Source organism: Streptomyces sp. NPDC053426 (genome assembly GCF_055585405.1).
In genome coordinates, this window is sequence record NZ_JBVJKE010000002.1 from 334,914 (window position 1) to 347,772 (window position 12,859).

General features: G+C 72.4%; 14 protein-coding genes. 6 read left to right on the forward strand and 8 right to left on the reverse strand.

Annotated elements, in window-relative coordinates:
* Positions 1–22: 22 nt before the first annotated feature.
* Entirely contained in the window at positions 23–325 is a 303-nt protein-coding gene (locus ACZ62B_RS05365; RefSeq protein ID WP_382052425.1) for an ATP-binding protein, read from the forward strand.
* 200 nt (positions 326–525) lie between these two features.
* Here ACZ62B_RS05365 and ACZ62B_RS05370 read toward each other — a convergent pair whose 3' ends face one another.
* Both ACZ62B_RS05370 and fdxA read right to left on the reverse strand, forming a co-directional pair.
* Positions 526–1,623 (reverse strand): bifunctional succinyldiaminopimelate transaminase/glutamate-prephenate aminotransferase, encoded by a 1,098-nt coding sequence (locus tag ACZ62B_RS05370; protein WP_468886854.1) that lies wholly within the window; start codon positions 1,621–1,623, stop codon positions 526–528.
* 85 nt (positions 1,624–1,708) lie between these two features.
* Positions 1,709–2,026: a ferredoxin gene (gene fdxA, locus ACZ62B_RS05375; RefSeq protein WP_004926152.1), complete on the reverse strand. Its 318-nt coding sequence runs from the start codon at positions 2,024–2,026 to the stop codon at positions 1,709–1,711.
* A gap of 140 nt (positions 2,027–2,166) precedes the next feature.
* Between fdxA and ACZ62B_RS05380 the strand changes: the two genes are divergently transcribed.
* Entirely contained in the window at positions 2,167–3,192 is a 1,026-nt protein-coding gene (locus ACZ62B_RS05380; protein WP_468886852.1) for a GNAT family N-acetyltransferase, read from the forward strand.
* 17 nt (positions 3,193–3,209) lie between these two features.
* Entirely contained in the window at positions 3,210–4,070 is an 861-nt protein-coding gene (locus ACZ62B_RS05385; RefSeq protein WP_468886850.1) for a transglutaminase family protein, read from the forward strand.
* Between the two features lie 75 nt (positions 4,071–4,145).
* Here ACZ62B_RS05385 and ACZ62B_RS05390 read toward each other — a convergent pair whose 3' ends face one another.
* The 3 genes from ACZ62B_RS05390 to mshB all read right to left on the reverse strand — a co-directional run bounded on the left by ACZ62B_RS05390 (position 4,146) and on the right by mshB (position 7,857).
* Complete coding sequence (locus ACZ62B_RS05390; RefSeq protein WP_468880154.1) at positions 4,146–6,395, reverse strand: hypothetical protein; 2,250 nt, start codon at positions 6,393–6,395, stop codon at positions 4,146–4,148.
* Positions 6,396–6,589: 194 nt separating this feature from the next.
* Complete coding sequence (locus tag ACZ62B_RS05395; RefSeq protein ID WP_344565281.1) at positions 6,590–7,003, reverse strand: DUF6113 family protein; 414 nt, start codon at positions 7,001–7,003, stop codon at positions 6,590–6,592.
* Positions 7,000–7,857: an N-acetyl-1-D-myo-inositol-2-amino-2-deoxy-alpha-D-glucopyranoside deacetylase gene (gene mshB, locus ACZ62B_RS05400; protein ID WP_344565279.1), complete on the reverse strand. Its 858-nt coding sequence runs from the start codon at positions 7,855–7,857 to the stop codon at positions 7,000–7,002. Before mshB ends, ACZ62B_RS05395 begins: the two co-directional genes overlap by 4 nt.
* A gap of 265 nt (positions 7,858–8,122) precedes the next feature.
* Between mshB and ACZ62B_RS05405 the strand changes: the two genes are divergently transcribed.
* Positions 8,123–9,139 (forward strand): intradiol ring-cleavage dioxygenase, encoded by a 1,017-nt coding sequence (locus tag ACZ62B_RS05405; protein WP_344565277.1) that lies wholly within the window; start codon positions 8,123–8,125, stop codon positions 9,137–9,139.
* Between the two features lie 77 nt (positions 9,140–9,216).
* On the opposite strand, the gene ACZ62B_RS05410 is transcribed toward ACZ62B_RS05405, so the two are convergent.
* The 3 genes from ACZ62B_RS05410 to ACZ62B_RS05420 form a co-directional block, all read right to left on the reverse strand.
* A complete protein-coding gene (locus tag ACZ62B_RS05410; RefSeq protein WP_468719368.1) occupies positions 9,217–9,843 on the reverse strand; it encodes a Uma2 family endonuclease in 627 nt (208 codons plus the stop codon).
* Positions 9,844–9,895: 52 nt separating this feature from the next.
* Complete coding sequence (locus ACZ62B_RS05415) at positions 9,896–10,804, reverse strand: helix-turn-helix domain-containing protein (RefSeq protein WP_344565273.1); 909 nt, start codon at positions 10,802–10,804, stop codon at positions 9,896–9,898.
* Between the two features lie 232 nt (positions 10,805–11,036).
* Entirely contained in the window at positions 11,037–11,519 is a 483-nt protein-coding gene (locus ACZ62B_RS05420; protein ID WP_344565271.1) for an ATP-binding protein, read from the reverse strand.
* A 154-nt stretch (positions 11,520–11,673) separates the two neighbouring features.
* Here ACZ62B_RS05420 and ACZ62B_RS05425 point away from each other — a divergent pair, with 154 nt between their 5' ends.
* Together ACZ62B_RS05425 and ACZ62B_RS05430 are read left to right on the forward strand one after the other, a co-directional pair.
* Positions 11,674–12,558, forward strand: a complete 885-nt coding sequence (locus ACZ62B_RS05425) for a helix-turn-helix domain-containing protein (protein WP_469689314.1) — start codon at positions 11,674–11,676, stop codon at positions 12,556–12,558.
* Positions 12,555–12,827, forward strand: coding sequence for a DUF397 domain-containing protein (locus ACZ62B_RS05430; protein ID WP_468727121.1), 273 nt, complete (start codon positions 12,555–12,557; stop codon positions 12,825–12,827). The genes ACZ62B_RS05425 and ACZ62B_RS05430 overlap by 4 nt, the downstream gene beginning before the upstream one ends.
* The last annotated feature ends 32 nt before the right edge of the window (positions 12,828–12,859 follow it).

Genomic DNA, 12,859 nt, shown 5'->3' on the forward strand with positions numbered 1-12,859 from the left:
TCTCTCCCGTCGAAGGAGCACCATGTCCCTCCCCCTGACCCGTCGGATCGCCCGTGCCGCGCTGCTCGTTGCTGCGGGAGCGGCCGCCGGGGTCGGCGCGGCCGGTTCCGCCAGTGCGGCTCCGGAGCTGCCGGCCGCGCCGAACCTCGGCGGGCTGACCGCTGTGGACGGGGCCGCCGGTGACACCGTGGACAACGTGACGCAGGACGTCGCGAAGACCACGGGTGATGCCGACAAGGTGGCGCCGGGCGCCGGTAAGACCGTGAAGAAGGCTGCCGGGTCCCTCACCAAGGGTGCGCCCGTGAAGGGGCTGCCGGTCGGCTGAGTTGTCGGCCTGCGGCCGGCTTCTGTTGCGGCGACGGGGTCTGGGGGTGTGTTCCCAGGCCCCGTCGTTCCGTGTGTCTGCGCCGGGGTGCGGTGAGCGTTTGCCGGGCGGTGGCCCGGCGTCGGTGGCTGTGCCCACCCGTTCCACCCTGCGGAACGACTGCCCGCAGCCGGGCCGGGGTGGGTGGGACCGGGGGTGGGTCAGGGTGTCAGGCGGGTTACCGCTGCTTGGACGCGTTCGTCCGTCGCGGTGAGCGCCACGCGGACGAAGTTCTCGCCCGCCGGGCCGTAGAAGTCGCCGGGGGCGACCAGGATGCCCCGGTCGGCGAGGTGGGCGACCGTGGTCCAGCAGGACTCGTCGCGGGTCGCCCACAGGTAGAGGCTGGCCTCGCTGTGCTCGATGCGGAAGCCGTGGGCGAGGAGGGCCTCGCGCAGGGCGGTGCGGCGGGCCGCGTAGCGCTCCCGCTGGACGCGGACGTGCTCGTCGTCGCCCAGGGCCGCGACCACGGCCGCCTGGGTCGGCGCTGAGGTCATCATCCCGCCGTGCTTGCGGATCTGCAGCAGCGGGCCGAGGACCGCCGGGTCACCGGCCAGGAACGCGGCGCGGTAACCGGCGAGGTTGGACCGCTTGGACAGGGAGTGGACGGAGACGATCCCGTCGTACGACCCGCCGTTGACGTCGGGGTGCAGCACCGAGACCGGGTCGGCCTCCCAGCCCAGCTCGATGTAGCACTCGTCGGAGAAGACGAGGACACCGTGCTCACGGGCCCAGGCGACGATCCGGGTCAGCTCCTCCTTGGACAGCACCCGGCCCGTCGGGTTGGACGGGGAGTTCAGCCAGAGCAGCTTCAGGTTCGCCGGGTCCAGCTCGGTCGGATCGTCGTACGCCACGTGTTCCGCGCGGGCGAGACGGGCGCCGACCTCGTACGTCGGGTAGGCCAGGCGCGGGAAGGCGACCTTGTCACCGGGGCCGAGTCCTAGCTGGGTGGGGAGCCAGGCGACCAGTTCCTTGGAGCCGACGATCGGCAGGACGTGGTGGTGGGTGATCCCGCGGGCGCCCAGTCGGCGCTCCGTCCAGCGGGTGAGCGCGTCGCGCAGTTCCGGTGTGCCCCAGACCGTGGGATAGCCCGGTGAGTCCGCCGCGGCGACCAGGGCCTTCTGGATCGGCTCGGGCACCGGGTCGACGGGCGTGCCGACCGAGAGGTCGACGATGCCGTCGGGGTGCGCGGCGGCCGTCTTCTTGTACGGCTCCAGCTTGTCCCAGGGGAAGGTGGGCAGCCGGTCGGAGACTGCGGACACGGGTACGGGCTCACTTTCTGGTCCGGCGAACACCTCGGCCCCGTACGGCGATCGCGGGGATCGGGCCGTACGGGACCGGGACGGGCTACGCCTGCGGCGGCAGCGCGGCGATGAACGGGTGGTCCCGCTCGATCAGACCCAGCTTGCTGGCGCCGCCGGGCGAGCCGAGCTCGTCGAAGAACTCGACGTTCGCCTTGTAGTAGTCCTTCCACTCCTCCGGAGTGTCGTCCTCGTAGAAGATCGCCTCGACCGGGCAGACCGGCTCACAGGCACCACAGTCGACGCATTCGTCCGGGTGGATGTACAAGGACCGCTGGCCCTCGTAGATGCAGTCGACCGGGCACTCCTCGATGCACGCCTTGTCCTTCACGTCGACACAAGGCTGCGCGATGACGTAGGTCACGCTGTCGTTCCTCCTCGATAGGGCGCTGGCGGGCCTCCTCAGGCTCCGCCGCCTGGCGCGCGGGAGCGCGGCGTCGTCGATGCCCGCCCCTAGTATCTCCGTTCTTGGGCATGATCCGAACAGGAGGGGTGAACTGACCTGTGGAAATCTCTGCCGCCGGGCGCCTCGAGGTCCGTATCACCACTGCTGACGTGGGAAAACGGGTCTCCGTACGGAGCTTGATCGAACATGGTCCCTCGGGTGAGAAGTTCACCGACACGGTCGGTGTTCTCACATCATGGGACAACGGTGTGCTGCGGATCACAAAGAAGAGCGGGGAAAGCGTCCGCATCGCGGAGTCCGCGCTGGTCGCGGGCAAGGTGGTCCCGTCCGCTCCGGCGCGTCGGCGGGGTCCCGCGGCCTCGTACGAGGAGCTGGCGCGGGTCTCCGCGCGGGCGTGGCGGCCCGTGGAGAGCGAGCGGCTGGGCGAGTGGGAGCTGCGGGCCGCTCAGGGGTTCACACGGCGGGCCAACTCCGTGCTGCCGCTCGGCGACCCGGGCGTGCCGCTCGACGACGCGCTGACAGCCGTACGCGGCTGGTACGCCGCGCGGGGGCTGCCCGCGTACGTGCAGACCGCGACCGGCGCCGAGGGGGCGCAGGAGCTGCTGTGCGCGGAGCTGGAGCGGCGGGGCTGGGTGCGGGAGGTGACCGCCGAGCTGTGGACGGGTCCGCTGGCGCCGGTCGCCGACCTGGGCGGGGAGCCGTCCGGGGTCGTGCTGTCGCGTGAGGCCGACGAGGCGTGGCTGGCCCGGTACCAGCGCAAGGGGGTGAGCGAGGTGGCGCTGCGGGTGCTGGGAGGAGGGCCCTCGGTGTGGTTCGCCACCGTGCCGGGCGACGCGGACGCGCCGGCCGCCATCGGGCGGTGTGTCGTGGACGGGCGGTGGGCCGGGTTCGCGGCGGTCGAGGTGGACCCGGCGCGGCGGCGGCGGGGGCTGGCGACGGCCGTGATGGCGGCGCTGGCCCGGCGGGCGCTGGACGAGGGCGCCTCGGCGGCCTGGCTCCAGGTCGAGGACGACAACGCGGGGGCGCGGGCGCTGTACGACCGCATGGGCTTCGCCGCGCACCACGCGTACCACCACTACCGCGCTCCGGAATCGTCGGCTCCGGCAGGTGAGGGAGCGCCGTGAGCGGGCACGAACCGGGTATGCGCGCGCCACGTCCCCCATCGCCCGAGCGCTCCGCCGAACTGCGCCGGCGGTTCGCCGAGGAGGCCCGCTGCGAGCGGCCGGACCTGTCCACGCTGTGCCTGCTGGTCGGCGCGGAGGCGGACGGCTCGCTGGACGAGGCGGGCATGGACGCCGTGGAGGTGGAGCTGGACCGGCTGGCCGGTGAGCTGCCCTACCGGCCCGGTTCGCCGCGCGCGTGGGCGCTGGCGCTGCGGGAGCTGCTGGGCGAGCGGTACGGCTTCCACGGCGTCGCGGACGACTACCAGCGGCTGGAGTCGTCGCTGCTGCACGAGGTGCTGCGGCGGCGGCGCGGGCTGCCGATCCTGCTGTCGGTGGTGTGGACGGAGGTGGCCCGGCGGGCGGGGGCGCCGGTGTACGGGGTGGCACTCCCCGGGCACTTCGTCGTCGGCTTCGGGGAGGCGGGGGTGGGTGAGGGGCAGGTGCTCGCCGACCCCTTCGACGGGGGCCGGGTGCTGACCGGCGCCGACGCGGAGATGCTGGTCACCGGGGCGACGGGGGCGCCGCTGGACGCGTCGATGCTGACGCCGGCGGGGACGCTGGACGTCGTCCTGCGGATCCTGAACAACATCCGGGCGTGGTCGGCGGCGCGTCCCGAGCACTCGGGTGTGGGGCTGTGGGCGGTGGACCTGTCCCTGCTCCTCCCCTCGCACCCGGCACGGCTGCGCTACGAGCGGGCACAGCTTCTGGTGCAGCGCGGCGACTTCCGGGACGGCGCGCGGGAGCTGGAGGCGTACGCGGAGCTGGTGGCGGCGGTGGACGGGCCGGCGGCGGAACGGATCCGGGGCCAGGCGCAGGCGGCGCGGGCGCTGCTCAACTAGGGACGCGGGCGCCGCTCGACCGGACAGCGGGCGCCCGGTGATCCATCCACCGGGCGCCCGCTTCCGGGCGTCGCGTCAGCTCGGGTTCGTGTCGATGACGGCGACGCGGTCGGTCTTGCTGGTCAGTGCCTGACGGAGGGCGCCGTAGACGTCCTGGGGGGTGACGGCCGTCTTCTCGCCGTTGCCCCGGGCGATGAGCACACCGTCGAACGTCTGGCCGTACAGCTCCTGCAGGGCCTTCAGGTCGGGCTTCTCCGCCAGCTTGCCGTCGACGGCCTGCACCCCGAGGAACTTCCACAGGGAGTTCTCCGGGCTGAACTCGATGGTGTGGGCGGCGTCCGTCTGCACGATCACGTTGGCCGACATCGCCGGCTCGGCGAACTCCTTCATCATCCGGTCGACCTCGGCCTTGGTGATCTTCGGCTGCTGGGCGGCCGTCGGGACGTTCACCGCGGCGGACTTCCCGGTCTCGACCTGGGTGCGGTACGCCTCCGTCACCACGTCGGTCGCCTTGGCGACGTCGATGCCCTGGCCGCCCTTGGGGTACACCGGGACGGCCTTGCCGGACTCGAACTTGATCGAGCCCTCGGTCACCGAGCCGGAGCCGCCGGCGGCCTCCTCCAGGGCGGCGTGCAGCTTCTCCTCGTCGACGGGCATGACCGGCTCGACGACGCGCTCGTTGCCGATGAGGGAGCCGATGACGTTGACCGGGTTGTAGTCGCTTCCGGTGGCCGCGCCGACGGTGGCGTCGGTGTCGAACTGCAGGCCCGCGTTGTCCGGCTCCAGCTCGACGGTCTTGCCGTCGACCGACAGCTTCAGCGGCTGGTCCAACCGGTCGTCGAGGGCCGCGTCGAGCTTCTTCACGGCCTCGTCGCGGGTGCCGCCGCCGATGTCGACGCCGAGCACGGTGGTGCCCTTGGGCACGTCGGAGCGGTTCATCAGCAGGCCTGCGCCGTAGGCGACACCGGCGAGGAAGACCACGCAGCCGCAGAGCAGGACGAGCTTGTTGCGCCCCTTCTTCTTCGCCGGCTTCGAGGAGCTCGCCGGGGGCGTGGAGACCGGCTCGGGCAGCTTCGGGGGCGTGTGCGGCCGCGGGCCGTCGGCCGGGCCGCCGGGGGCGTTGAAGTCCGCGCCCGGCGGGACGACCGGAATGCCGCTGGTGACGGTGTGCCCGGAGACGTTGTCGTGGCGGGGGCCGTAGCCCGGGGTGCCGGGTTCGGCCGGCTTCTGCGGGGTGAGGATCGCGGTGTCGTCGCTCAGACCGCCGCCGGGGACGCCGGGGGTGCCGCCCCCCTGGCCGGCGAAGCCGGCGGGGGCGCCCTGGGACGCCTGGGCACCGGGGCGCCCGGGGGCGCCCTGACCCGACTGACCCGACTGGGCACCGGGGCGGACCGGAAGGGCGGGGAGGCCCGGACCACCGGGAACGGCGGGAGCGCCGGAGCCCCTGCCCGCCTGGCGGGCGACCGGGCTCGAGCCGGTCGCCGGTCCGGTGGTCGGGCCCGCGGGCCCCTGCGGGCCGCGCTGACCGGGCCGGCCGGACCGGGGGGTCCGGGGAGCCTCGTCCGTGAAGAACGGCAGGTCGTCGCGGCGCGGCTCGTCACCGTGACCCGTGCCCGGACGCGTGCCGGGGCCGGCCGGCCCGGCGGCCAGCGCCTCGGTCACGTCGAAGGAGCCGGTGCCGCCACCGTGCCCGGGGGCCACGGGCCCGCCGGTCGCACCGGTCGCGCCGGTGGGTCCGGAACCCTGCGCGCCGCCGGGACGGGAGCCGCCCGGCGCGCCCATGGAGCCGACGACGCCGCCCGGCCGCGCGCCACCGGGCGCGGAAGGTGCCTTCGGCGCGCCGCCCGCGGCGGGACCCGAACCGCTCGGCGCGCCCGCCCCGTTGGCGGAGCCGCCGGCCGGACCGCCCTTGCCCCCGCCCGACTTGCGCGGCGCGAACCAGTCGCTGGCCGGCTTCTCCTCGGCCGCCGGCCGGTCGGCCTGCGCGGGCCGGTCGGGCTGGGCGGGAGGCTCGGCCACGTCGGCGGCCGGAGCAGGGGACGGCGCCGCCGCCTCGGCGTCGGCGGTACCGCCCTTGCCCCCCTCGTCCGCGACGGGCTTGCGCACGACGACCGGCGGAATGGGCCGCGATCCGGGGATGTTGATGCGGACCCGCGTCGTCAGCGTGGTCTCGGTCTTGCGTTCCTCCGGCCGCGCGGCCGAACGGCCCGCGTCCGTGCCCTCGTCCGGAATCGCCGGAATCCCGTAGGGCGGCGTGCCCGACGGGTAGGCGGCTCCGCCGCGCCCGTTGGGCCCGGAGGACGGAGTGTCAGTTTCACGACTCAAGGCAGGTTCTCCCGGTTGGCTCCGCCGCCCGTCACGACCTCACGGTGGGAGTCCTCCCAGCTCGGGCGAAGCCGAGGGTTCGAGGGAGGCTCGGCGGCGCGCACCACCTTACTGGCCCCGTCCGGCCCGTATCCCAGTACCGCCGGGGAAACCCACACCGGACCCGCACGCCCATGACACGGCGAAGTGGTACGTCACTTGCCAAGTCGGGCGGGAGGGCCGTCCGGTTGCCGCCCGGAGAAGAGGGTGGCGCAGATCACAGCCAGGGCGATGCCACCGAGGAGGAAGAGGTAGGAGCCGCCGCCCGCGGCGAACAGGAAGTCGCCTTCCGGGCGGCTGGTGGTGAGCAGGATGACGACGAGCATCCAGCCACCGGCGGCCCAGGCGCCCCCGGCCCGGCTGCGGAGGAGACGGGTGGCCCCCAGGACCAGTCCGGCCTCACCGGCGAGGGCGAGCAGCAGCCCGCCGGGGAACCACGCGGGCTGCACCAGCGCCCCGGCGGCTCCGACCACGGCGCCGAGCAGGAAGAACCCCAGGCAGGCGACGACCCGCCCGGCGGAGGGCGGTCGCAGCGGCTGGGCGAGCGCGGAGGGCGACCGGTCGCTCACGACGCCTCCCCGGTCCCGGCGAACAGGTCGCTCTCCCGCTCCACGGGACGCTCGCCGCGTACCAACTCGTAGTACTCGGTGGTGAAGAGCGGCTGGGCGAGTTCGTTGGAGAGCACGAAGTACGGTTCGGCCACGGTGATCTGCGTGACGTGGGCGCGCATCGCGGCGGCCTTGGCGGCGGCGTACGCGGTGCCGTCGACCGCGGTGGTGACCTGCCCGTCGTCGACGACACCCGGTACGTCGCCGAGGGTGCCCGCCTTCTCGAAGGGCAGGCCGGGCAGGTCGCCGTCGAGGCGGGCGAAGGCCTGCTCGGCGACGGACCGGGGCACCCGGTTCCAGTAGACCTTGGGGATGTCCCACCCTCCGTCGGCGGCGAGCTCGACGGCGCGCATGGCGACGCGGTGGGCCTGGACGTGGTCGGGGTGGCCGTAGCCGCCGTTGTCGTCGTAGGTGACGAGGACCTGGGGCCGGATCTCGAGGATCACCTCGGCGAGCAGCCCCGCCGCCTGATCGACGTCGGCCTGCCAGAAGCAGCCGGGGTCGTCGTTGTCGGGCAGTCCCATCATCCCGGAGTCGCAGTACCGCCCGGCCCCGCCGAGCAGCCGGAAGTCCTCGACCCCCAGCGCCCGCATCGCTTCCTTCAGCTCCCCGAGCCGGTGCCCGCCGAGGGCGGCCCCGCCCAGGTGCCCCAGCTCGGGCGGGATGACCTCGCCCCGCTCACCGAGCGTGCAGGTGACCAGCGTCACATGGGCGCCCTCGGCGGCGTACCGCGCCATGGTCGCGCCGTTGTTGATCGACTCGTCGTCCGGGTGGGCGTGCACCAGCAGCAGACGCCGGTCGGGGAGTTCCGTCATGGGGCCAGCCTATGAGGCCGCGCGCTCGTCCCCGTAACGCGGAAGACGTCCGTGGGGCGGGTGTCGTCGAACACGGCGCCGACGCCGAGCCCGGCACCCGCCCAGCACGGTCGCCGGCCGGCCCGTCCTTCTCGGCCGGCTCACAGGCGGCACCGGGCCGGGTCATGGATTCCGGTGCCAGGCTGACCCCGGGTCGGCGACGGCGTCCCGCTCACGGGGCCCGACGCGGACCTCACGGACCTGTCCCCCCGACGGAAGGCGCCCGATGCGCAAGCCGAAAGCCGAACAGACGCCCGACGGACCCGCCTACCAGGGGCGCCTGCTTCCGAACCCCGAGGAAGAGGTCGTCGACCAGGGACTCGACTTCGACCTGGGCACCCTCTCCCGCAGGCGGGCCCTGTCCTTCCTCGGAGGGGTCGGCGGCATGGCGGCGCTGGCGGCGTGCGGCTCGGGCTCCGGCAGCGGCACCACGGCCACGGGCGAGGCCACCGCCTCCGCGTCATCGTCGTCCGGCCTCACCGAGATCCCCGACGAGACCAACGGCCCCTACCCCGCGGACGGCACCAACGGAGTCGACGTCCTGGACAAGGAGGGAATCGTCCGCCAGGACATCCGTTCGAGCTTCGGCGACTCGACGACGACCGCCCCGGGCATCCCCCTCACCTTCGAATTCACGGTGCTGGACCTCGTCGACGACGGCAAACCGCTCGCCGGCGCGGCCGTCTACGCCTGGCAGTGCGACCGGGACGGCAACTACTCCCTGTACTCCAGCGGAGTCGAGGACGAGAACTACCTGCGCGGCGTGCAGGTCGCCGACAGCGACGGCCGGGTCACGTTCGTCAGCGTCTTCCCCGCCTGCTACCCGGGCCGCTGGCCGCACGTGCACTTCGAGGTCTACCCCGACCTCGACTCCGTCACCGACTACGACAAGCGCCTGTCGACGTCCCAGATGGCCCTCCCGAAGAACGCCTGCGACACCGTCTTCGCCACCGACGGCTACGAGTCCTCCGTCGACAACCTCTCGCGACTGACCCTCAAGACCGACAACGTCTTCGGCGACGACGGCGGGGTCCACCAGCTCGCCACCGTGAGCGGATCGGTGAAGGCCGGCTACACGGCGAAGCTGACCGTCCCCATCGACACCGGCACCGAGCCCACCGGCGGCAACGCGCCCGGCGGCGGCCCCGGAGGCGGCCAGCCGCCCAGCGGGGCGCCGGCCGACGGCCCTCCGCCCGGCTCCGCCCCTTCGGGCAGCCCGGAATCGTCGGCATCCGGCAACTGACCGGGAACGACCGGTGGGGCGAGCCAGGACGTGCGGTGCGGGCGGAGGCGACCGAAACAGTCTCCTCCGTTTCCGGATCACGCCCCTGCCGACTCGGCCTCGCCCACGCCGTCGCCGTGGTAGAGCGGGAGGCCGCTCGTGGAAATGGTCCACTCGCCGATGGTGACGTCCTCGCCGTAGACGAAGTTCTTGCGCACCGCGTAGCGAGGGCCGTCCGGGGTGGAGTGGATGTCGGTGAAGACCGCGCCGGTGCCGGTACGGGGGTCGAAGATCACGTAGGTCGGGATGCCGAGCAGTGGGTAGTCGCGCATCTTGCCCACCCAGTCGTTCTCCGGGTTGGACCGGGAAACGATCTCGATGGCGGCGAGGACCGTACGGGGGTCGATGGAACCTTCGACGTCGAGGTCGGCCCAGGCGATCACCATCACATCCGGGTGCCGCATGATGCCCTCGGGCACGTCCTCCACGTCGGGCGTGCCGTTGTGGGCCAGCAGCTCGTCCGGCATGACCTTCTCCAGACGGCGGCTGACGTGCGCGGCCGTGACCTCGTGCGGGCCTCCCGGCGACATCATGTCGTGCACGATCCCTTCCTTGGTGACTTCGAACTTCCCGGGGAGGGTGTCGTCCATCGACTGCACGACATCCCTCATGGACCGGTACAGATGGGAGCCGTCCCGCCGCGCGTCGTCGGGTGCGATGGTCATGGCGCTCGCTCCTCGTCGTCTGTGCCCAGGGGCAAGGATCGTCACGTTCATGCTAGGCGGCCTCCTGGATATCGGTTCGGCAGGCGCGGCAGCGGCCGGGGTGGGGTGCGCGGAACGCGTGGTCGCAACCGTCGCAGTTCTGCAGGGGGTGCCGTACGGGTGGCGGGGCGGCCGGCGCGCGGAACGGGGGTGGGGGCGGGAGCTGGTCGGCGAGGCGGTGGGCCAGGAAAGCTGCGGGCCGTCGTACGCCCTCGGGTGGCAGGTCGATGGTCAGAGCCCTGCGTACGGCGGCGGGGGGGACGTCCCGCTCCAGCCAGGCGGCGACACCGGGGGACAGGTGCGCCGTGTCGCCGGTGGAGAGGAGCAGCCAGGGCTCGTGACGGTGGAGGTCCGCGAGGAGGTCGGTGGCGGCCTGGAGGAGCGCGGGGGCGGGGTGGGCAGGGCCCGGCACGGCGGGGAGGGGCTTGCGGCGTGCTCGCTTCTCGCACCTCCTGTGCGGCGTGCTCTCCTCGCACGTCTCCTGCCTCTGCGGCTCCGCTGCCGTGCGGGAGGGAACCTCGACGGGGTGCCGGGCCGCCATCGGCTGGTTGCACGAGGTCGTGCGGGTCACGATGCGGCCGGTGGAGGTGCGGACGCGTTCGCGGCGCAGGTAGCCGTGAGTCTCCAGTTCGCGCAGGGCGGCGGCGATACGAGCAGTTCCCTCGGGGAACCGTGCGGCGAGGCTCTTGATGTCGGCCGGGGCGCCCTTGGGCAGTGACTGGAGGTGCGTGCCGAGCCCGATGGCGAGGAGCGAGAGCTCCCGGTGCTGGGCGAGGTGGTTGCCGATCACCGTGAAGCGGGTGGTGTGGCGGGAGTTGTCGTGCTGGAGCCCGCCGGTGGTGCGGTGGGCCCGGTTCGGGTGCTTGTTGCCCGCGAGGCGGGCCTGGGCGCGCGGGGGCACGCTAGGGTTCTGGGTACCCATCGGGAAGCCTCTATCTTCCTCGGTGGTCAGGCCCTCGCAGTGGGATTGCAGTCCCGGCGGGGGCCGTCTCATGTCTGCTGTCGTGTGGTGGTGCGTTGCGCTGAGCGTCGGGCCTGGCCGGACCGGAAATCCAGCCGAACCGGGGATGTTCACCCGCCCGAGTGCGCGCGACCACGGGCGGGAGGGGTGGTGGGGTTTGGTGGGGGTGTTTTCCCCCGGAGTTCTTTGTCTTTCAGCCGCCGACGGCACCGGAGCACGAAGGTGCGGGTTCCGGTGGCGTGAAGCTCGGTTCGGCCCAGACGGTCTTGCGCGGGAACCGCCCCTCGGTCACCCCCCAGCGGTCGGCCAGCGCGTCGACGAGCAGCAGGCCCCGGCCCGACTCGGCTGCCACGTCCGGTACTTGCGGCGCGGGCATCCGGTCACCGCGCGTGTCCGTGACCTCGATACGGAGCGTGACGCCGACCACGTAGAGCGTGAGCCGGAAGCTGCGGCCGGGGAGACGGCCGTGGGTGGCCGCGTTGGCGGCCAGTTCCGCGATGACGTGGCTCGCCCGCTCGTGCGGAAGCCCCCAGCTCCGGAGCGTGTCCACCGCGAGCAGGCGGGCGAGGCGGGCACCGCGTGGGGTGGACGACAGCAGCATGGTGAAGTTGCGGACGCTGAGGTCGAGTTCGGGTCCTGACCCGTGCTCGGCGATTCCCTGAGTTTGCTGATTCACATCACCGAGCGTGGCCGACCGGACATACTGAGATGCGTAATTGTGCTGTTACGTAGAGCTACGATCCAAGGTTCAACCGGTCGTGTCCAGACTGTCGAAGTAGCTCCTGCGAACAGGTCGGAACAGTACGTCGCAGCATCACGGAGGGGCACACATGTCGGTGAGCGATGAGGCGGTGCGGGTCGGAACCGAGACGGACCAGACGGACGAGCCGGGGTGGGAGGTGGACCCGGACGACGACTGGGCACTGGCCGTGGTGGCCACGGTGGGGCGGCAGTTGAGGCTTCGCCGGGAGGCGGCGGGGATGCGGGTCAGCGACTTCGCGGTGGCGGCCGGATACGGCGCGGATCTGGTGTACAAGATCGAGACGGGCAAGCGGATCCCCAGGCCCGAGTACTTGGACACGGCGGACGAGGTCCTGGACGCCGGCGGCCTCATCGCGGCGATGAAGGAGGACGTGAAGAAGGTCCGGTACCCGAAGAAAGTGCGGGATCTCGCACAGTTGGAGGGGCGAGCGGTTGAGATCGGCCTCTACGTGTGCCACAGCATCAGCGGGCTTCTCCAGACACACGATCACGCACGAGCAGCATTCGAGTCACGGCAACCCGCTTACAGCCAGGACGAGATCGAGCGGATGGTGGCTGCCCGCGTGGATCGCCAAGCCATCTTCCAGAAGGATCCGGCACCCACGCTCAGTTTCGTCCTGGAAGAGGCCCCGCTACGACGTCCGCTCGGAGGCACAATGGTGTGGCGCGGACAGCTGGAGCACCTGCTTGAGGTAGGCAGGCTGCGTTGTGTAACGCTTCAAGTGATGCCGACGCGCTGCGAGGCTCACCCCGGCCTCGACGGGAAGATCGAGTTGCTGAAGTTCGAGGACGGTTCAGCAGTGGCACGCTGCGAGGGAGCGTTCAACGGCCGCCCGGTCTCGGACGTCCGGCAACTCCGCATCGCCGAACTACGATATGGCAGCATCCGCGCGCAGGCTCTCCCACCTCGGGAGTCGCTGGCATTCATCGAGGAACTGCTGGGGGAAACATGATCCGCAAGGTCTTCGACCACCACACTTCGGGCCTCACGTGGTTCAAGAGCAGCTACAGCGACGGTAACGAAGGCGACTCGTGCATCGAAGTGGCAGGAGCGTGGTTCAAGAGCAGCTACAGCAGCGGCCCTGAGGGCGACTCCTGCGTCGAGATCGCCACCGAACCCGGCACGGTCCACGTCCGCGACTCGAAGAACGTCGAGGGCCCCCGCCTGGCCTTCGCCCCCGCCGCGTGGGCCGGTTTCCTGCCGTACGCGGTCGAGGGCTGATCCGGCCTCCTCGGCCGCCCCTTCGGCGGGCC